Genomic DNA, 21,416 nt, shown 5'->3' with positions numbered 1-21,416 from the left:
TTAATCGTTTAGAAAGGAAAATAAATATGCTTCTATTCACGACAAAAAAAGAGTATACGGACTATTTTTGGCAAGAATTGGGTGATTCTTGCGCAGATGAAATTGAACTTCAAGAGTATATTGATCAACAGTTTGTCAGACTGGTAGAACTGACTGACAATATTTCGAAAACATCATTCTGGCAAGATTTTCCAGAAATACTTGGGTTGGATGCAAAGCTGAATCTTTTAGTGGAGTTATGTAAAATTCACGAATTTACCAGTGCTGAAATCATTCGAATCACTGAAAATGATTATCGAACCTATTTTAAGGAACTATGCGGGTATGATTTAAGTATGAAAACAAAAAATTCAATGATATTCAATATTTCTTGATTGTTGAAAGAAGTTAATTAGTGTTGTAAGACTTCCAGAAATTATTTCAATTTTTGAAACAATTTAACTACGTATGCGACTCGCGTTCGCAGATGTTACAAAGAGAAGAATGAAATTAGGAAAGCGCAATTCCATTGGAATAATTACAAAGAGTCTGAATGGAACTACATCTATAACAGTAGGGTATAACAACCCTTTCGAGTTGGAGTTTTTGACCGGACTCAAGAATACGATCAAAAAACACCTCTAGGCTAGAGATATAGCTTAGAGGTATTTTCATGACTAATTATGGTAAGATTATTAAATAAAAGTTGTCTTCATTTCAAATCGCATCGAATCCTCAAGTGCGGGAGATTAGTAAATGAAAAGGTCCATTTGGGGTGAGCTAATCTTTACAAGAAAAGAAGGTTGATTTAGATAATGAAAGAACGGGGAGAAGAAATGAAAAAGAAACATAAAGTGATACAAATGTTGGGTGGGGCTACACTCTTATACATCTTAGCGGTCCTGTTTATAGGCGGCGCAACACTATTGCTGTTCAAAAATCTTACCTTTTTGATTGAGCCAGTAGTTAAAGTATTTCAGGTGGTTCTTCCTCCGTTGACTATGACGCTCGTTTTATATTTTGTACTTAAACCAGTTGTAAAGTTTTTGGTAGGGCTAGGACTTTCAAAAGTACTGAGTATTATTATTACATTATGCACACTTACTGCTGCCTTTATCTTGTCAACTGCCCTCGCACTTCCGTTACTTATCCAACAATTTGAACGATTGATCGAAAATTTCCCAAATTATCTGATCGAAGCTGAACGAGTAATAGAAACTTTTATACAAAATACTAGATATGAACAAGCATATCATGAGGGACTCGAAGTTCTGGCGAATTGGATAAATCAAGTTTCTAATAATGTGGGCGTATATCTGGGTAATATTATTTTCGGTGCTTCACAAGTATTTTCAACGATTACCCATGTCCTATTGTTGTTATTGACAGTGCCGATCATCACGTTCTTTTTATTGAAAAATGACCGTCAATTTGTAGAGTATTCTTTAGGTATCTTCCCACCTAGATTACGTCATGAAGTCAAAGAAATCATTCGGACGATGGAAAATCAGGTGGGCGCCTATCTAAAGGGCCAACTAGTCGTTTGTGTGATCATAGGAACATTGACTTTTATTGGCTTCTTAATTATCGACATGCCTTTTTCTGGAAGCTTAGCATTTCTTGTTGGCGCAACAGCTATCGTTCCTTATATCGGACCGGTTGTCGCCTTTTTCCCTTGTGCAATCATTGCAATCATGACGTCTCCTACGATGTTCATTCAGTTGTGCATTGTCTGGATCGTTGTTCAATTATTAAATGGGGAGCTGATCGAACCTCAGGTCATGGGAAAACATATGGTGATCCATCCAGTAACAATTATTTTTGTGCTATGGATAATGGGTGAACTTTTCGGCATGTTTGGGTTGATTTTCGGTATACCACTTTATGCAATCGGGAAAGTGTTAGTGGTTTTTGGGTTTCGAAAATTTAAGCAGCGATACAATCGCATACATGCGGAAGATGTTCCTTATGAAGAAACTGAATTTAGTTTAGAATCATACACTAAGAAAAGCAGCCATGGTTAACGAGGGAAACCTGTTGAACAAATGAATTTAAGTACGCATGTCCTGCTCAAATTGATTGTCATAAAAGGTGCGATCTAAATTGATCGTTTGAGTTAAATCATTTGCTTCGATAGTGAAAGAAAGATTTTTAATACATAGAGTGCTTGGAAATATCTATTTTCTGAGTACTCTATTTTTAGTTTGGGCTGATGACTTTCCGATAATTAAGTTTTCCAGTGTCAGAAATTCATTGGATCATGACTCCTTTTTATCCATCCCAATAACTTGTCGTTTTTCTACGAAAGAGGCTGCTTGACTAAGCAGGAATCAACGCACAACAATGATAAACGTCAGATGGATAGACTACCTATTTGACATCTGATTTCCCAAATGATATATTTTCCAAGTAGAAATCAATTTGAGGGGAAGTTTTCCATGAATAATTTAGAAGAGGTATTAGTAAACTTACAATGTGAATTGGTGGCGGAAAGAACCAGACTAAATCCTAAAACAATTAGTTGGCTTCAATATGATATTTTAAATATTCTAAATTCTGAAACTGAGATGCGCCCATCAAAAATGAGTGTTTTGCTAGGAATTAGTAGGACAAAACTTTCAAAGGCGTTAAAAGAGTTAAAATTAATGAATTATATTCAACAGAAACCCAATGATGCAGATGGTCGAGAACTACTCACTTTTTTGACAAAAGAGGGAAGTCATTTATTAACAACTATTGATAATGGACATACACACTTATCTGAAATCGCAAATGCAGTTTTTAATCGGAAGGAAAAAGAGCAGTTCGCTGAACTAGCAAAGAAATATTTAGAAGCGCTTAAAACGGAAAGGCTGAGGTATGATGAATGATCTCATTTCTATCGAAGGAGCTAAAACAAACAATTTAAAAAATCTTTCTCTGAAACTTTCTAAGTATCAAGTAACTGTCGTAACAGGTGTTTCAGGCTCGGGAAAATCTTCTTTGGTATTCGATACCTTAGCAGCTGAATCCCAACGATTACTAAACGAGACTTATTCGAGTTATATCCAACAGCTACTACCTCACTATTCTCAACCAATCGTTGATAAAATAGAAAATCTACCAGTATCTATTGTGATTAATCAGAAGAAACTAGGAGGAAATGCACGTTCCACAGTTGGAACTGTAACAGATATATATTCAAGTTTAAGGCTGCTATTCTCGCGGGTTGCAACCCCTTTTATTGGATATTCTATGAATTATTCGTTTAATAATCCCAAGGGCATGTGTGAAGTTTGTAAGGGATTAGGTGAGGTCAAAGAGATTGATGTCGATAAGTTAATCGATTTTGACAAATCCTTATCAGAGGGAGCCATTCAATTTCCTACTTTTCAACCGGGAGGATGGCGCCTGTCTAGGTATACAGAATCTGGTAATTTCGATAACAATAAAAAAATTAAAGATTATCTAGCAGAAGAATTGGACCTTTTACTAAATGATCTCGGCAGCACTCCAAGTAATCCTACGAATAATTGGCCAAAAACTGCACGTTATGAGGGGATCATTCCCAGAATTACCAAAAATTTTATCGAAAAAGAGAGCACGCAATATAGTGCACCATTAAATCACATTCTGCAAGTGAAAGAATGTCCCAATTGTCAAGGAACTAGAGTAAGTAAACTTGTTCGCTCTGCAAAGATAAATGGAAAATCTATCGCAGACTGTGTAAGGATGCCTATTCCTGAACTAAGCAAATTTATTAAAGGGATTCATTCTTCTGCTGTTCAGGTGATTTTGAAAGATTTAAGTAAGAAACTACAGAGTTTGGAGGAAGTTGGCTTAGGTTATTTGTTTCTTAACCGTCCAACAGTAACATTATCTGGTGGAGAATCCCAAAGAATAAAAATGGTTAAGCATCTTAACAGTGCTCTTAGTGATATTCTATATATTTTTGATGAGCCTAGTATTGGACTCCATCCAGAAGATATTCAAAAAATAGCAAAGATAATTAGGGGGTTAAAAGATAAAGGAAATACTGTTGTTCTTGTTGACCACGATCCGGATATTATACAAATTGCAGACCATATTATTGAGATCGGTCCTGGATCCGGGGATAGCGGTGGAAATATCACCTTTGAAGGAACCTATGATGAACTACTGAAGTCGAACACCATCACTGGAAGAGCGTTGGCAGATAAGTTGAACGTTAATACCCAAAGACAACAATTTTCTTCCTATTACGAATTAAATGAGGTTAGTTTGCACAATGTTGTAAACGCTTCTGTGGTATTGCCAAAACAAGCATTAACGGTTGTAACCGGAGTAGCTGGTTCTGGGAAGAGCACACTCATTCGCTATCTTTTCAAAAAAAAATATCCTGAAGCAAGTATATTAGACCAGAGTCAGATAAATGGCAACATTCGCTCAAATGTTCTCACGTATCTAAATGTCTTTGATAAGATTCGGAGCATCTACGCGCAATGTTCTGGTAAAAGTGCCTCTCTTTTCAGCTATAACGGTACAGGAGCATGTCCTCTGTGCAAAGGCAAAGGAGTGATAAAAATGGATTTAGCTTTTATGGGGGATATAGAGCAAGTTTGTGAGAAATGCCGAGGAAAAAGATATAACGATGAAGCCTTATCTATTTTATGGCATGGTTTCACTATTTACGATATCTTACAATTATCAGTTCGAAAAGCAGTAGATTTGTTTGATGATCGCTTATTGATCAGAACGATGCAAATTCTCATGGATGTTCGTTTAGAGTATATGAAGTTGGGGCAGTCGCTAGATACATTTTCTGGTGGAGAACTTCAGCGTTTAAAGATAGCAAAAATAATTGCTCAAGATACTTCTAATTGTCTAATATTAGATGAACCATCTACCGGCCTTCATGAGGCGGATATTGACAAGCTGTTATTATTGTTGAATAAACTTTTGCAAAAAGGAAATACATTGATTGTTCTAGAGCACAATCTCAAAATAATTAGTCAGGCTCAATGGCTTATCGAAATGGGACCTGGCGGGGGGAACTTTGGAGGCAAAGTATTGTTTCAAGGGTATCCAATAGACTTATTAACGTTAGAAGATTCATACACAGCAAAGCATCTGAAAAGATATACAAAAAACAATAATTAAAAAAGTGTTTATAAGAATTTCAGTTCATGATTTTTTTAACAGCTATATGATGGACAGAAATTTAATAGCTTTTGACCTTCTTAATTTTTCGACAAAGAGTGTTCAGAAAATGACTGTTTTCTGGACATTCTTTTCTTTGAACAAATTTCTATGAAAAGTATTCTATATAGTGCATAGAAACTCGTAACAAAATCTATGTTCAGCTGAATATAGGAGACGATGAATTTTAGAACAGTTCGTTACCGGAAGAATATCCACGAAGTTTCAGAGAAAAGCGATAAAAACATAAAAAATCTTCTAGACTCATTCAAATCTATCGAGTATTCTGTTAGCAATTGTGAGTAAGGAGGTGTTTAATAGGTGTTGAAGAAAAACAAGTTGGAAATAGGCACTATTTTTATAGGAGTACGTGCATGAAGTTTGAGATTAAACGATTCGTCATTCCAATAGGTGAAACCGATAATATTAGTCTAGCATTTATCAAGTCCGATAACGGAATCTTATATAGAATCAGTACATAGGTGAGGTGGAAGAAATGATTCAAGAGTTGAATCGGTTGATGACGTATATCGAAGAGCGATTAACACAAGAGATTTCACTGGCAGAGGCTGCTAAAACGATGGGGTTATCTGAATACCATTTAAAGCGTACGTTTTCATTTATTGCTGGGATTTCATTAGTAGAATATGTTAGAAATCGACGGTTGGCATTGGCTAATAGTGATTTAATCAAAGGTGAATCCGTAACAGAAGTAGCCTTTAAATACGGCTACCAGTCCGTAGAGGGATTTTCAAGAGCATTCCGAGAATGGTCAGGCTTCTTGCCTTCCGAGATTATCAAAAATCAGTTTCAAAAGTCTTTTCCTCCACTATCCTTTTATATTAATGTTAAAGGAGGAGTTTCAATGGATTTTAAAATTGAAGAAAAACCCACATTCAATTTAGTGGGTGTCTCAAAGCGTGTTCCCATACAATTTGAAGGAACAAACAAGGTGGTTCAAGAGCTGGCACAATCAATGACGGAAAAGCAACGAACAGAAATGCGTAAATTAGGGAATATGTATCCTAATCAGGTGTTGAACGCTTCCTACGCGTTCGATGAAGGAAGGATGGAAGAAACAGGAGAACTAACACATTTCATCGGTTTTGCGACAACACAAGAAAATCTTTTTGATGATTTGGAGCAACTACCTATTGCGAAACACAAATGGGCGATTTTCCCAAATAAGGGACCATTTCCTCAGACTTTACAAGATACTTGGGGAAAGATCTATTCTGAATGGCTGCCCTCATCAAACTACGAATTGGTCCAAGCCCCAGAGCTTTCTTTTACAAACTATGATGAAGGTCTAGAAAATTGTTACAGTGAGATTTGGGTTGCAGTGAAAGAGAAATAAACAATTCTTTCAACGAAAAAATAAAGTAAAGATCATCATTAACCAGAATAAGTCGGCTTTCAGATGACTTATTCTGGTTTTTTGAGGGTCAATATATAGATGTGATGGAAGTACTCGGTACATAGGCAATAACTGTAGCTACTATGTGTTTGAAATCTAAAATTATTTAATTGATTTTAATTTTAATGAATCGATTTATTTAAATTAAAAATGTTAGAAAATATAGACAATTTTGTTTTCCTACTATATATTAAATTAAAAGGAAGGGCTTTACTAGGAGGATAAGATAAAAAAAGTTGTTAATGTTGGTTTTTTAGTTATAACTATTGCCTCATTGTTTTTCGCTGCGGGAGCTAGCATTGCAAGTGCTGCGACTATGATGTAACTGTAAAAAGTAGTCGAGTACAAGTGTTAGATATATTGGGACGTATTACTTCTACAACCAATTATTGGAGAACAATTCGCTATACAAGATATTGTCACCCTGTCGATGAGAAAAAGACTAAGTACTATTCGGGACTTCATGCGATTGTTACTACAAACTATATCTACGATTATAGATAAATAAACGTTTAAAAGACACCCCTTCCTTTCTTAATAGCCAGTTTTAGGAGTGATACAACAATGATTGAGATTAGAGACATGAGTAAACAATTTGGTAGTACCACGATTTTTCATAATTGCAATTTAACATTTGAAAAGCATTCGCTTATCGGTTGTATTGGCCCAAATGGGGTAGGAAAAACTACATTTCTCTCGTTGCTTTCTGGTATTTTCAAAGCGACTACGGGAGAAATCAGAGTGTTTGATCAGACTATCAATAGTACAGCAGATGCAGTAGGCAAAGTTTCCTTTTTCTTAGATGAAAAAATTTTGAGTCAAGAATTGACGGGGAAACAGCATTTAGAAGCTCTTCCCAATCTTAATCCAGAATTAGTAAAAGAGTATGTCGCCTATTTTTCTTTTTCAGATGCTTTAAAGAAAAAAGTAAAGAAGTATTCTTTAGGGATGAGACAATTGCTTTTATTGATAATGACACTAAGTCTCGACACAGATATTTTGTTACTGGATGAAGTTCTTAATGGATTAGATCCAAAAAATCGGAAATTAACCATTCGGTTATTGAATAAACTAAAAGGAAATAAACTTATCTTTTTCTCGTCTCACCAATTAATAGATGTCACTGAGCTCTCTGACAAAATTTTGATTTTTACTCATCAAAAAATCGTCGAGTATAGTAAAGAAGAGATTTCTATAGAGTATCTAGAACAACATGTTTTTAATATTGGTGAAGCTATATGAAAAAAATTATTTACTTGGAATTTTTAAAACTCATAAATAATAAAAAAAATCAAGCAATGCTCGTATTTGCAGTATTACTAATTGGAGTACAGTTATACTCAACCAATCAATTAAGCAATCGCTTTATTGATACTACACTACCTGAGTTAGAGGATCGTATTTCTATGATTTCTTCTGAACAAGATAATGCAAAGCTTGAGATGGAAGACTCAGGCATTGACGAAGAAGACAAAAAGTTTCTTAGCGAGTATATTGAGAAAACTGATAAAATATTAAATATTATCTATCAGCAAAGAACAGCATTAGAGCAATCAAATATGAATCAATATTGGTCCTTAGAAAAAACAATTTTAGAGTTTACAGATGAAATGGATGATGGCTATCAGCATCCCGACGTAGACCCTATGAACGTTTCGTCCAAGCCTAGAATAATGAAATTGCAATATATTTTCGATAATCAGATAGAAGTAGATACTGATCTGGATATTCCAGTGAAAGCTTGGAGTTCTTTAGGAGAAATAACTAGTAGCTTTTTGTCTTCGGTTATTTTCATTTTATTACTTTTAGTGTTTTTTGGGGATTTAACTAGCGGAGATTATGAAAACAAAAGTCGGTTTCTTTATTCATTAACGGTCAAAAAGAAAGCAAATATTCTTTTATCGAAATTTGTTGTTTCATTGATGGGTATGTTTAGTATAGTTATAGGTTTATCATTGATGAACTTTATTATCCAAGGGTTGATGAATGGATTTGGCTCACCACTTTCGCCAATAGTTATTGGAAATGATCCTAATAATCTATCCATTACTCCTGTTTCTTTATTTTTGCTTTCTTACATCACCTATAGTCTAGTTGTATTTGCTTTTATATCAATGTTGCTAATAGCATTGGGAATATTGATAAAAAAGAACATTATTGTAATAGGTAGTAGTGTACTTGTTTACTACGGATTTTCATTGATTCAAGATCATCCTTTGGTAAAAGAGTATATTCAATATATTCCACTAAGCTATTTAGATTCATTTTCAGTAATATCACAATCGAAAGGTTTTATGAATGATACTACTTGGATTGTGGGATCGCTTTATTTAGTTATCTTGTCTATAGCTCTTTTCTTACTTTCGAAGTATCTTATTAAAGAAAAGAACTTATACTAAATACTATGTAGAATAGGAAGAGGAAAAGAGAAAACACTCTTTTTCTCTTTTTTATTAATAACATGTTTTTATTTTTTATGACTCGTTGTGTTCATTTGTCAAAGTTTTTAGAAAAAGTCAGTGGCAACATTGCGACAGGGGTGAAAAATCCCTACTTACCGATGACAGAATGGGGCTGGCAAATTGAACCAGTCGGACGCCGAATCTCCTTGCTTTCCCTGTTGGTCTAAGCAATCACCTTCATGAATTTGGTTTTGAAATTAGGAGAAATTCGAATAGTATTTCTACTTGGAATGATTGTAAAAGGAGAGTACAGAGAAGTTTTTCTCGGTATTCTCCTGCTTTTTTGAGACAAGCTTATGCAATACACCCATTTTCTAAGAGTGAGTAAAAAAGTAAACCAAGCCCATTATTGTTGCATATGCAACAATAATGGGCTATTATAGTCCTAGATAGGGAGGGGATAGTTCGTGGAGGATATACTTCGTGAGATAGGTTCGATCAGTAGAATGTTGGAATCAATTGCTAATATTGAATTTAAAGAGATTCAACTCAGTAAAGGACAATACATTTACTTAGTTCGTATATTTGAAAATGAAGGAATTATTCCTGAACGATTAGCCGAACTGATCAAAGTTGATCGCACGACTTTGTCCCGGGCGGTAAAAAAATTAGAGGAAAATGGCTTCATTCTAAAAGAGTCAGACAAAGAAAATAAAAAAATCAAACACTTGTACACAACCATCAAAGGAAAACAGGCGGTTCAATTAATCATAAGAGAAAATAACTATTCAAATAAAGTAGCGATTCAACAGTTATCTGCTTTAGAAAGAAAAAATTTTGCGGAAATGCTGGCAAAAATAAAATCTTCGGTAGAAATTGATTGGGTCAACGTCAAGAATGGGATCAAAAGAGACTATTAAACGAATAACGCCGCTGGGGAGATTGGATCTGATTGAATGTACATTCATGCTACCTAGGGTAGGAAGCACAGGTAGCTGATATTTTGTTAAAAAGGATATAGCTCGGCTGGCTGCTGAAAAAACAGAGAGCCTGAAAAATAAAGGACATGAATTTGTTTAAATAAACTAAATAGGAGTGTAGAGAAAGTGAAGAAAATAATGATCGATCAAGAATTTTGGGCACTATTTCCAGAAGCCCAAATCAACTGCCTTGTTGTAAAACATATAAACAATGTTGCCGATGCTGCACACGAAACATTTTTTACTGACTTGCTAAAAAATAGTAAAGAACAAGCAAAGCGTTACTTAACGACCGACACCTTCAGTGAAAACCAGGTGATCCAAGAATGGCGAAGTGCTTTTCAGCAATTTAAAACGAAAAAAGGGGTACGCTCTTCCATCGAAGCACTGTTGAAACGGGTGAATCAAGACAGAGAATTTTCTCCCATCAATCCCTTAGTAAATATCTATAATAGTATTTCCTTGAAATATGGCGTCCCTTTAGGCGGAGAAGACCTCGATACAATCGTTGGCGACCTTCATTTAGGCGTTGCAAAAGGTGGCGAATCCTTCTTCCCTTTAGGTGCAGATACTGATTCCCCAGCTTTGGAAAAGGAAGTCATTTACTATGATGAGAAAGGGGCAATTTGTCGATGCTTGAATTGGCGGGAAGCCCAACGCACGATGTTAACAGAAGAGACCACCCATGCTGTTTTATTCATTGAGTCGATCAATGAAACACAACGGGATCGGGCGAATGAAGCAATCAAAGAGTTAAGTCTGTTGATTCAAGAATATTTTAACGTAACAGGTAATGATTATGTGCTAAGTAAAGAAAGTCCTGAAATCATTTTGTAAGGGCGAGCTTCTTGTCTCTAGGATTAGGATGTACACGTACTTTTTCTCGATTTTGCATACGATTCTCTCATTTTGATTGATCGGTCATCGTGAAAATCTTGACCCAAATATTCGGATGTGCAATAATTAGGTGGAATTTAAATAATGACATTAGATTTGTTCGCCGGAATAAATCTTATTGAAGTCAGAAAAACTAACCTTAGGCTTTTATGGTTAGTTTGTCTGACTTCTTTTTTGTTTTAGGAGGTATAGGCAGATGGTAAAAGAACAATTGAAAGAAAACGGAAAGAGCCCTAACCAGTTGGGACTTTCCAGTAAAGAAGCAGAAATGAGGCTAGAAAAATATGGGTTTAATTCCATAGAAAGCAAAGATGAGAAGCATTTTTATGACTATTTGAAAGAGTCGATGAAGGATATTACCATCTTGATTTTAATCGTTGCAACGCTCTTATCTAGTTATGTTGCTTTTCAAAATCATCCTGATGATTTTACGGAACCAATAGTCATCTTTTCAATTGTCATTCTTAATCTATATTTGTCGATTCGACAGCAAAAACATGCGGAAAAATCAATGAGTGAATTAAATAAGATGAGTGTTCCCGTAAGTAAAGTATTCAGAGATGGGGCGTTAAAAGAGATTGAAAGTTTGAACATTGTTCCTGGTGATATTGTTCAGTTGGCATTAGGGGACCGTATTCCAGCAGATGCTAAGCTTTTAACTAGTAGTAATTTCTTTGTTGATGAATCGTTTCTAACTGGTGAAAGTGAACCAAGTGAAAAAGATCCCACCTATATTTCTTCTAAAGAAGATTCTTTAGGAGACAGAAAAGACTTGGTTTTTTCTGGCTCATTGGTCGTCACAGGAAAAGCAAACGTTCGAGTTGAAAAGACAGGAATGAATACGGAAATTGGTAAAATATCGAGCTTATTAAGCAAGGAAGAAACAACCATAGCACCTTTACAAATAAAAATGCAAAAACTGGGGAAAGTTCTAGGCCTAATCGCTATTCTCTCTGGCTTTCTAGCGATTGCTATAGGAATCAGCAAAGGATTGTCTTTAGAGACCAGTATCATGACTGCAATATCAATGGCTGTTGCTGCTATTCCAGAGGTTTTGCCAGTCGTAGTAACAATCTCTCTAGCTGTTGGGATGAGGAATATGGCACTGAAGAAAACCATCGTTAGGACTCCTTCAACAGTAGAAACCGTTGGGGGTGTTTCAATCATCTGCTCAGACAAAACTGGAACGATTACCGAAAATAAGATGACCGTGAAAGAAGTTGCCACGATGAAGGATAAACTGACTTCTTGCTTAGAAATAACAAAAGAGAAGGGAAAAAATCTCTTATTTCTCTTCTATCTTGCTAGTTCGATGGAAGAAAATACAGCAGTAACCAGCAATCCAACAGAGTTGGGGATCAGAAAAAAACTGGCATCGCTCTTCACTGAAGAGGAATTAGGTAAAGTCGCTTCAACCTTTGAACAGATTCATGAAGTTCCCTTTGATTCAAAACGAAAAAGGATGACCGTCTTATATAAAGTAAACGACCAATATGTTTCTGTCACAAAAGGGGCTTTTGATCGCTTGAATCTCATTGATGCGAACAACCCTGCCTACTTGAGTAAGCATGATGAGTTGGCCAACCAAGCCTATCGTGTTTTGGGCGTTGCTTATAAAAGATACGATGAAAAACCTACACGTTTTACTGAAGAAATTCTTGAAAGTCAGTTAGAATTTGCAGGATTTGTTGGGATTATCGACCCAGCTCGGCCCGAAAGCTATACGGCTGTTTCTATTGCAAAACAAGCAGGGATTCAAACCGTAATGATCACAGGGGACCACTTACTGACAGCAAAGAAAATCGCAGAGGATGTAGGAATTCTCACCGATGGGAAAAAAGCAATGACCGGAGCGGATTTACATGAAATGAGCGATGAAAAATTAGCTCGTGTGATTGATGACTATCGAGTCTTTGCTCGTACTTCCCCAGAAGATAAAATTCGAATCGTAAAAGCATTCCAAAAAAACGATGAGATTGTCGCTATGACTGGCGATGGTGTCAATGATGCACCTGCATTAAAAGCAGCTGATGTAGGGATCGCAATGGGAGGTGGCACAGAAGTAGCAAAAGAAGCCTCTGATATGGTTTTAGTAGACGATAATTTTGCGACGATTGTGCAGGCGGTTGAAGAAGGACGACGGGTATACAGCAATATCAGAAAATCATTATATGCGATGTTAGGTTGCAACATTTCTGCACTGACAATCGTTTTAATTTCCTTGCTCGTTGGGTGGGGAGCACCTGTTACAGCGGTTCAATTGTTAATCATAAAAGTAGTTGCAGATGGAATCCCAGGAATGAGTCTTAGCATTGAACCAGTCGATAAAAAAGCAATGATGGAAGCCCCTATCACTAAATACACGAGCATTTTTGCGCAAGGGTTATTGGTAAAAATTGTAGAAATCTCAATTGTTTTTACAGGCGTCACATTAGGCGCGATTCTAATTGGACGTCTAGAATCGATAGAGGTTTCGCAAACAATGACATTTATTGTATTGGGATTATCAACTATTGTGCATATGTTTAATTGTAGAAGTAAAGAATCTATCCTGAAGCTGCGTTTTTTGAGCAATCCGTTGTTAGTAATGACAACCTTCATAGGTGCATTGATCATTATCTTGTTAGTAACGATTCCATTCACGCAAACCATTTTTGGCTTTGTCTCTCTTCGTGCAGTTGACTGGCTATGGGTAATCGGCTTATCCATTTTTCCTTTAGTGTATATTGAAGTGAAAAAATACTTTGGCTTGTTTTAATGTGAATGATAGGAAGAGAATCTTCTATTAACATATTTTCTTGAGAAATGAGGGAGGGCAAAAACTGGGAAGTTTTTGCGTCTCCTTTAATTATTTACAGATGCTTATGATTTCTGGTTTGATATTATTTAGAAGATATCAGAATGCACAACAACTATTGTTGTAAGGAAGGATTCGGTAGTATGTTTCAGGCAAATCACCAGAAGTAGCTAAAAATCCCCTCTATTCTACTCTCTTTTTCAAGAATTCCTGTTAAATGGTAGGTTTTATGTCAAAATGAAAGGTAGAAATCGATGAGGAGTTGTTGAAATGAAGGAAACAATATTAGCAATGAAGCTGAAAGAATATAGAGAAAAAAACAAGCTAACACAAAGTATGCTAGCAGAATTATTAGAAGTAAGTGATAAGACGATCTCTAAATGGGAGCTAGGTGCTACGTACCCTAGCAAAAAAAATATGATCAAAATAGCCGAAGAATTAGATATCTCATTAGAAACATTACTTTTGGAAGAAACTAAGAAAGACAATGATGATTTAAAAGTAAGTATCAAGTATGGGGTGATTAGTTTTTGCTTGATCTTTTTTGCCACGATGATCGTTACTTCGTTCAATCAAGACTTCAGCACGATTATGAATCTTTCTATTCAAGAAAAATTTGGTGTACTTTTAAACACTGCTTTAAAATTATTGAGCATCTCGGTGCCGCCAGCGATCATCATTGGCTCCGTGTTTTATTTTTATATCTTCCCTAAAAATAAAAAAGAGAACTAACCATTTCCTCGGTTTCGACAGAAATGGTAGATTAGAGTATAGGAATCAAGTGATGGATAGAAAAACGCATTTTAGATAAAAAGAATGCTCAGTCTGGCTAGTGTGAAAAGCGCATAAATTTTATAAGAAGGGGAGAACAGGATGGGATTCTTTGGTAAAAAGAAAGAAGTCAGAAATTTAACGAAGGAAGAAGAAGCAGAGATCAAAGAAGAAATGGCACGACAAATGCTTTCAAAAAACGAAAATGATATTGGCATGGTCAAGAAAATTAAAGTCCTGACAAACATGAGTACAGGACAAGCGAAAGACCTATTCCTGAAATTTAGGGATGAGTGAACCGAGAATTAATCGGATAGGGAATCAGATAGCGATTGCCCTTCAAGAAGGCGATATTTTGCTTATTATGTTTCTTTCAAAATTGAGATGAATAAAAAGGGAGAATAGATATGAAGAAAAAAAACTCTGAAAAATGGTATTTTTGGGTACTTGTTGTCATAATGGTTGTTGTCTTTTTCTATCTTACTAAGTAAAGAGAATGAATTTTCTTGAAAATAAACACTTACTAAGAATGACTATTTTTTAAGTTATGAATGGATGATGATTTTATGAAAAACGAATATGGATTTACCTTGATTTCAGTTTTAACTATGTTATCCATTAGATTATTATATTGATGAATGAAGCATCCAGAGACCCATTGTTTTCTGAATGCTTTTTTCATCTACAAATCATTCTTTGAGAATCCGGCTGTTACGAAAAATCAGTGATAGTGTATTAGAATATATGATGAATTCTGTTGAAGGGAGCATTCATTAAATGGCTCGGGCGATTAATTCCCTGTAGGGTTTCCATTAAAAGGACCACTTACGACGACTTTTCCCAACATATGGCCACTTTCGACATCTCTCGTTGCGCGCTTCAAATTTGCCGCGTTGATTCCATCCGAATAGACTTTGCTTAAGGTTGTTTTTAGTGTCCCTTCATTTGCTAAATCAGCAATCATTTTTAGCGCTTGTCCTTGTGTCTCGATTTGATAGTCGTGGTCTGTTTTAGCGAACATATACTCCCAATCAAAGCTAACAGAAAGGTTTTTCCATACACTTAAATCAAGGGGCTCGTGAATGCCAACGATCGTGCCCACATGACCATAAGGTTTTACCAAGTGGCTGATTTGATCAAAGTATTGGGTGATGTCAAACAAGACAGCGATATAGTCAACATTCGGAACGCCTAAGTCTCGAAAGCTATCCCTTAGGTCGTGATGGTAGTCTAAAGGGTGGTCAACCCCGCTCTTTTTAAGCCAGTCAAAATTTTTTGAACTAGCGGTAGCATACACTTCTAGACCTGCCCAATGAGCCAACTGATTCAGTATCGATCCGACGCCACCCGCACCATTGATGACGAGAATACTTTTCCCTTGATTGGCGTTTTCTTTAGGAGTCAAGCCGAATTTTTCAAACAGCAATTCATAAGCAGTTAATGCAGTCAATGGGAATGCAGCCGCCTCTTCATCTGTTAAATTTTTAGGGGCTAGAGCAACGATCCGTTCATCGACTGCTTGATATTCTTGATTGCTTCCTGATCGAGTGGTGGTTCCTGCATAAAAGACCCGATCACCAACAGTAAATTTCATGACATCTTTTCCGACAGCGACCACTTCTCCGACCGCATCAAAACCTAAGATACGCAGGGCATTTCGCTTGCGAGTCGTTTGCCGTAATTTGGTGTCGACTGGATTGACCGAAACGGCTTTGATTTTTACTAATAAATCACGAGGACCTGGAACAGGGATTCCTTCTTTTTGGTCAATAAAACTATGCGTAGATTCAATTGGCAGGCCTTCGAAAAAGCCTATTACATTCATCGTTTTCTGTTCTGACATCTTAATTCCTCCTTTTCTGGATAGAAAATCGTATTAGTTCTTTTACGTATTGCCCTCCATTTGGATCAAGACCGGTTAGTTTGCTTTCGCAGGACCTTTCCCGATAAAAATGCGGAACAGACTGTAAGGCTTCTCTCTCAGGTCTTCTCCTTTGTGAAAACTAGCCTGCCGTTGCAGCTGGTTGGCGTTAAAATATAAGTATTGATCTGGTCCAATAGATAAAGTATCTGGCCATAAAATACGCGGATCGTGAGCCAAAGTTTCCATAGTACCATCCGTGTGAATCACACGAATGCTGTTGTTTTCATAGTCGCCAGCATAGATCGTTCCATCTTCTGCCGTAATCATGCCATCGGAGGCGCCTTTTTCGCCCCAATCTTTAACATGTGCTTCTAACGCATGATCGTCAATTTCTTTGTTGAAAATTTTATCAGTTTCAATTGAGTATAAATGTCGACTGGATAAAGGACTAAAAAACAAGGTTTTTCCATCGGGAGAAATCGCTAGGCCGTCAGCTGCCACTTGCCAAGGCGAAGTTGTTCCATCAGCCGAGCGATTTAACAAAATCTCGCCTTCAACTTTAGGGATAAAGGCTGGATCAACCGCGGTGGAGGGGGCGCCATCTAAAATACGGAACGCATCGCCAGTACCTAAATCGAGTACGATCAACGCACCAGGACCGGTAATAGAAGAATCGGTTATATAGGCTACACCTTCAGAACCGCGGCGTAAATCAATTCGAACATCATTCAAATACGTAGAGTCTAGGACGACATCTGATGAAAAAGTATAGACTTTGCGAATTTGATTGGTACTTAAATCCACAGCAACCAGTTTTGCACCACCCTTAACAGGAACGGTGAATTTGGGTGCAGCGGTATCCAATACCCACAAAGTACCAGCACCATCAGCAACGATACTTTGTACACTTAGAAATCCGTTTTCCGGATTTTGAGGATCAAATGTATTCGCTTCTTGGCTAGGATAAGGAATTAATTTGCCGTCTACTCGTTCAACGACTGTCGCGGTTACTTGGTCTCCCCATTCAGGAAAATTAATAAAGATTCTCCCGGTTTCCGATAAGCTAACACCGGTAGGCATCGCATCATAAAATTCATGGACTTGTTCTAGTTTGCCAAAATAGTTTTCTTTTGCAGCATTCATTACGTATCTTCCTCTCTGAGCTTTCCCTATTTCACTTCGACTTCAAAGTTCACAACACCACGAGCTAGGACATGTCCAAAGGTATTAAAAATGAAAAAGGCTGGGGTAGAATCCTCAGGAATTTCAACTTTCTCAATAGCCAATGCCCAAACCGTTAAGAAGTAGTGATGAACACCATGACCTTTGGGCGGTGCAGCACCAATATATTTTTTCATGCGGGCATCATTTGGTAATTGAACGGCTCCTTGTGGCAGCTTTGCGTTATCGCTACTGCCGGCTCCTTGTGATAATTCCTCTACAGAAGCGGGGATATTCATGACTGCCCAATGCCAGAATCCGGATCCAGTTGGTGCATCAGGGTCGTATAAGGTAACCGCATAGCTTTTCGTATTGCTTGGTGCACCGGTCCAATGAAGCTCTGGTGAAATGTCTTGTCCATCCTCAATCCCAAAATCGCCAGACATAAATTTCTTATCCATAAGTTTCCCGTCAACAATGTCCTTACTGGTCACGTGAAACGCTGGCACGTCTTGTAATCCTAAAAATGGATCGTTCATACTATCTCCTCCTTGAAACGTGTTTTTGTAACAAGGACAGCGTAATCCTCGGTCAATGAAATGTAAATTAGGGAATTTTTTTATACCACAATTAGAGGTGAACGAGTGTAAACTGACTTAAGAAGCCTGCTTGCCAGTCTTTATCCGATCTCAAATGGACTTGACCGTAATCAACTAGCCAACCATGAAAATTTTGTGCTTGTTCATTGGTAAATGTATCCGGTAATTCGATCATATTTTGAAGAGTGAGGTAAGTAAGCGGCTCATTTAGGCCTAAGCGACTAAAAATTCGTTGTGCGTATTTATCAGCGATAAACACGACCTTATTAAACACAAAAACCATTAGTACATCTGCCGTTTCATAGCCAACACCATAGATAGCTAGCAACTCTTTTCGTAACTCAGCCTGTTCTTTTTTCTGTATAATACCGATATCATAGTTGTAGCGCTGAAACCAAGAAAAGATTTCTTTTATCGCGCGGGATTTATTTTTGTAGAAACCACTGGGCCGAATCAGATCCTGAAGAAGGAACTGATCAATTTCTGCCAATCTTTTCGGAGAAAATCCAATCTCTCTTCTGATATTTGCTAAGGAATAGGCCACATTTTTCCAATTGGTATTTTGAACCAAAATTGATCCGACAACGATTTCCCATGGATTTTCTGTATCCCACCACGTTGAATGTTCCATTGATGTGCTTAATACTTCATATAATTCTTCAATATTTTCAATCTTTTTCACGTTAAAAACCTCATTTTTACTAGCAGTCGCGATCAATTGCAAGTTAAACATTCTTCTTCAAGTAATCCCGCGTTTTTGTGATTAAAATCTTCGCCCCAGCGATACAATAATTCAATGATCTCTTTTAAAGAGTAGCCATAATCGGTCATTCCATACACAACCTGTAATGGTTTTTCCTGAACGACCTTACGATAGATCAATCCATCCTTTTCTAAATCTTTCAACTGCAAAGAGACCATTCTTCTAGTGATGCCAGGAATCAGCTTTTGTAGTTCGTTATAGCGAAGCGACCCATCAAACATCAAATGATATAAGATAACGCTTTTCCAACGACCTGAAATCATTTGTAAAGTCGATTCGACCGCGCAGCCATTTTCGCAATTGTATATTTTTCTTGTCATCTTCCGTTGTCTCCTTTTCCGTATGTCTGAGAGTATCATAAGGATTTACTTACTATTTGTAAAATAATTCATCTCCTAATCGTAAGAAGCAATAAGAAATAGACGTATAAAAAAATTCCCTAATGTACAATTCTTTCTTTTGAATCTATAGTACACGAGTAAGCAAATTTATTACCTTTACAGCTATCTCAAGTAATCCTAATAAACAACTTGCAAAAAACATTTAGGAGAGATTTATTATGAATAAGAACGGTGCAGACTTGATTGTAGATACATTGATTAAAAATGGCGTGGAATATGTCTTTCAATTGCCAGGCGGCAAGTTGGGTCCGCTATTAATGGCTTTGAAGAAACGTGAAGAGATTAAAGTTGTTACGGTAAGACATGAACAAAATGCGGGTTTCATGGCACAAGGAATTGGGCGCATGACTGGTAAACCTGGTGTAGTGATGACTACGTCAGGACCGGGGGCTTTGAATTTGGTCACACCTTTAGCTACGGCGACTTCTGATGGTGACCCGGTATTGGCTATTGCCGGACAAGTTCCACAAGCGAAGTTAGTAACACCGTATCCTCAAAATCCTAATATTTCTGGCGTAATGAATGATTCAACGATTACTAAATATGCCAAGGAAATTCAGCATACCGATGCCCTTGCGGATGAAGTAGCGAATGCGTATGTCTCAAGTATCAATGGCAATCCCGGGGCCGTTTTTATGGACATTCCAGGTAATATTCTGTTAGCTGAGACCACTAAATCTGGTTTGGCTTTTTCGACCTTAGTGAATCAATTGGACAATACGATCAGTGACGAAACTGCCATTCTTAGTGCAGTTGAGAAAATCAAAGCGGCCAAACGCCCAGTTATTATCGTTGGTGCTCGGGCAGCCGACGATAATGCGGCGGCTGCCATTCAAGCGTTCGTTAAAAAAACGGGAATTCCGGTCGTGGAGACGTTCGAAGCTACAGGTCTATTGACGGACGAGTTTTCTCAAAACTATGTGGGTCGAGTGGGGCTGTTTAATAACCTGCCTGGGGATGAACTAGTTTTTAACAGTGATTTAGTGATTACATTGGGATTAAATTTGGTTGAATACTGGGCTTCTGTTTGGAATACCGATAACAAGCGCATTATTGATATTGATACTGTAGTGGATCATTTAGATGAAACTTATCTCCCTGACACCATACTCTTAGGCAATATCGCAAAAAATCTAAAAAATATTACCAATAGCATAACGGATCAAGCCATTACGGATGAGTGGAAAATGGTTGTCCATGACTTGCAAGAAAAATTGACAGCGAAGAAAAAAGTACCCAGCCAAACAACTGAGGATGCACTACATCCATTGGAAATTGTTGATTCTTTGCAAAAAATAATCGATGCTCATCAAAATACGACCGTTGTTATGGATGGAGGAAGTCATGAAGTGTGGCTAGGTTCATACCTAAAGGTGTATCGGCCAAAACATTTCTTAATGTCTGATGGGGAACAAACCTTAGGCGTCGGTCTTCCTTGGGCGATTTCAGCAGCATTGTTGCGTCCTGAGGAAAAGATTTTGTCTTCAGGTGGGGATGGCAGCTTTATGTTTTCCTCACAAGAATTAGCTACAGTAGCCCATTACAATTTGAATATTGTGCAAGTAATCTGGGTGGATAAAGAATACAACATGGTTGAATTCCAACAAGAACTAGACTATAACGGACAAAAAGAAGGGGTCGATATCGATTATATTGGGTATAAAGAAATGGCTGAAAGCTACGGTATTAAAGCAGTCCGTGTACGCTCCAAAGAAGCTTTAGATGCTGCGTTGAAGGAAGCGTATGCTACGAGTGAACCAAGAGTGATTGAAATGATCGAAGACAATCATGAGAATATTCATTTACGAGACAAAGAACCGTTTAAAAAGTACTGAATCTTTTTACTACGGTCCACAAAACATGTGTTAGAAAAGAATGGCAATCCAACTTTACTACGTTAAAGAAAAGAAAGTTCTTTTTACAATAAAAACAGTGCCTGACTAAAAATATGAAGTGGAATTTTTAGAGAAGCTAGAACAGAATCTTTTATAAAATGCCGTTGGTAAGGACGATGATTCGTTTACTGCTAGCGGTTTTTTTTAGCATCCCCTCTGATTTTTTCGGAGAAAAGGTCTGCCATTTCGGCACTGTCTCAAAAAAGCACATCGATACTCTAAATACGGTGGATAGCGGTGATTTGGATACGCGTTTCTAGTCTTCATAGAGGCAGATTTCAAGTAAGTCGAATGAAGGAAATTAAGCACTTCCTATGTTGTTTGATGGAAGGA

General features: G+C 37.1%; 19 protein-coding genes. 14 read left to right on the top strand and 5 right to left on the bottom strand.

Features of this window, described 5'->3' with window-relative positions; translation table 11 throughout:
* Positions 1–26: 26 nt before the first annotated feature.
* The 13 genes from ENLAB_RS08205 to ENLAB_RS08150 all read left to right on the top strand — a co-directional run bounded on the left by ENLAB_RS08205 (position 27) and on the right by ENLAB_RS08150 (position 14,697).
* Positions 27–374 carry a DUF7006 family protein gene (locus ENLAB_RS08205; RefSeq protein WP_077454064.1) on the top strand — a complete coding sequence of 116 codons (348 nt, stop codon included), beginning with the start codon at positions 27–29 and terminating at the stop codon, positions 372–374.
* A 420-nt stretch (positions 375–794) separates the two neighbouring features.
* The gene (locus ENLAB_RS08200) at positions 795–2,003 is read left to right on the top strand and encodes an AI-2E family transporter (protein WP_244353391.1); all 1,209 of its coding nucleotides are present in this window, start codon (positions 795–797) and stop codon (positions 2,001–2,003) included.
* A gap of 414 nt (positions 2,004–2,417) precedes the next feature.
* Positions 2,418–2,849 carry a MarR family winged helix-turn-helix transcriptional regulator gene (locus ENLAB_RS08195; protein WP_077454066.1) on the top strand — a complete coding sequence of 144 codons (432 nt, stop codon included), beginning with the start codon at positions 2,418–2,420 and terminating at the stop codon, positions 2,847–2,849.
* Positions 2,842–5,097, top strand: coding sequence for an ATP-binding cassette domain-containing protein (locus ENLAB_RS08190; RefSeq protein ID WP_244353390.1), 2,256 nt, complete (start codon positions 2,842–2,844; stop codon positions 5,095–5,097). The genes ENLAB_RS08195 and ENLAB_RS08190 overlap by 8 nt, the downstream gene beginning before the upstream one ends.
* Before the next feature lie 535 nt (positions 5,098–5,632).
* Positions 5,633–6,493, top strand: coding sequence for an AraC family transcriptional regulator (locus ENLAB_RS08185; RefSeq protein WP_195266289.1), 861 nt, complete (start codon positions 5,633–5,635; stop codon positions 6,491–6,493).
* A gap of 624 nt (positions 6,494–7,117) precedes the next feature.
* The gene (locus ENLAB_RS08180; protein ID WP_081119385.1) at positions 7,118–7,795 is read left to right on the top strand and encodes an ATP-binding cassette domain-containing protein; all 678 of its coding nucleotides are present in this window, start codon (positions 7,118–7,120) and stop codon (positions 7,793–7,795) included.
* A complete protein-coding gene (locus tag ENLAB_RS08175; protein ID WP_081119384.1) occupies positions 7,792–8,952 on the top strand; it encodes an ABC transporter permease in 1,161 nt (386 codons plus the stop codon). Before ENLAB_RS08180 ends, ENLAB_RS08175 begins: the two co-directional genes overlap by 4 nt.
* 95 nt (positions 8,953–9,047) lie before the next feature.
* Complete coding sequence (locus ENLAB_RS16880; protein ID WP_267472752.1) at positions 9,048–9,182, top strand: hypothetical protein; 135 nt, start codon at positions 9,048–9,050, stop codon at positions 9,180–9,182.
* Between the two features lie 240 nt (positions 9,183–9,422).
* Positions 9,423–9,875, top strand: coding sequence for a MarR family winged helix-turn-helix transcriptional regulator (locus ENLAB_RS08170; RefSeq protein ID WP_244353389.1), 453 nt, complete (start codon positions 9,423–9,425; stop codon positions 9,873–9,875).
* A 198-nt stretch (positions 9,876–10,073) separates the two neighbouring features.
* Positions 10,074–10,772, top strand: coding sequence for a B3/B4 domain-containing protein (locus ENLAB_RS08165; protein WP_244353417.1), 699 nt, complete (start codon positions 10,074–10,076; stop codon positions 10,770–10,772).
* Between the two features lie 256 nt (positions 10,773–11,028).
* Positions 11,029–13,590: a cation-translocating P-type ATPase gene (locus ENLAB_RS08160; RefSeq protein ID WP_244353388.1), complete on the top strand. Its 2,562-nt coding sequence runs from the start codon at positions 11,029–11,031 to the stop codon at positions 13,588–13,590.
* 309 nt (positions 13,591–13,899) lie between these two features.
* On the top strand, positions 13,900–14,361 hold the full coding sequence (locus ENLAB_RS08155) for a helix-turn-helix domain-containing protein (RefSeq protein ID WP_244353385.1): 462 nt from the start codon (positions 13,900–13,902) through the stop codon (positions 14,359–14,361).
* Between the two features lie 141 nt (positions 14,362–14,502).
* Positions 14,503–14,697, top strand: coding sequence for a hypothetical protein (locus tag ENLAB_RS08150; protein WP_081119379.1), 195 nt, complete (start codon positions 14,503–14,505; stop codon positions 14,695–14,697).
* Between the two features lie 493 nt (positions 14,698–15,190).
* On the opposite strand, the gene ENLAB_RS08145 is transcribed toward ENLAB_RS08150, so the two are convergent.
* The 5 genes from ENLAB_RS08145 to ENLAB_RS08125 all read right to left on the bottom strand — a co-directional run bounded on the left by ENLAB_RS08145 (position 15,191) and on the right by ENLAB_RS08125 (position 19,107).
* Positions 15,191–16,243 (bottom strand): zinc-binding alcohol dehydrogenase family protein, encoded by a 1,053-nt coding sequence (locus tag ENLAB_RS08145; protein ID WP_244353384.1) that lies wholly within the window; start codon positions 16,241–16,243, stop codon positions 15,191–15,193.
* Between the two features lie 75 nt (positions 16,244–16,318).
* Entirely contained in the window at positions 16,319–17,407 is a 1,089-nt protein-coding gene (locus ENLAB_RS08140; protein ID WP_244353383.1) for an L-dopachrome tautomerase-related protein, read from the bottom strand.
* Positions 17,408–17,433: 26 nt separating this feature from the next.
* Positions 17,434–17,964 (bottom strand): YbhB/YbcL family Raf kinase inhibitor-like protein, encoded by a 531-nt coding sequence (locus ENLAB_RS08135; RefSeq protein ID WP_077454086.1) that lies wholly within the window; start codon positions 17,962–17,964, stop codon positions 17,434–17,436.
* 91 nt (positions 17,965–18,055) lie between these two features.
* Positions 18,056–18,757, bottom strand: coding sequence for an endonuclease III domain-containing protein (locus ENLAB_RS08130; protein WP_244353382.1), 702 nt, complete (start codon positions 18,755–18,757; stop codon positions 18,056–18,058).
* Complete coding sequence (locus tag ENLAB_RS08125; RefSeq protein ID WP_077454088.1) at positions 18,739–19,107, bottom strand: winged helix-turn-helix transcriptional regulator; 369 nt, start codon at positions 19,105–19,107, stop codon at positions 18,739–18,741. Before ENLAB_RS08125 ends, ENLAB_RS08130 begins: the two co-directional genes overlap by 19 nt.
* Before the next feature lie 239 nt (positions 19,108–19,346).
* Here ENLAB_RS08125 and alsS point away from each other — a divergent pair, with 239 nt between their 5' ends.
* Entirely contained in the window at positions 19,347–21,023 is a 1,677-nt protein-coding gene (gene alsS / locus ENLAB_RS08120) for an acetolactate synthase AlsS (RefSeq protein WP_244353380.1), read from the top strand.
* Positions 21,024–21,416 lie beyond the last annotated feature (393 nt).

Origin of the sequence: Enterococcus innesii, from assembly GCF_022846515.1 — a bacterium.
Taxonomy (GTDB): Bacteria; Bacillota; Bacilli; order Lactobacillales; family Enterococcaceae; genus Enterococcus_D; species Enterococcus_D innesii.
The sequence above is the reverse complement of the archived record's forward strand: the minus strand, read 5'-3'. Positions and strand labels throughout refer to the sequence as shown.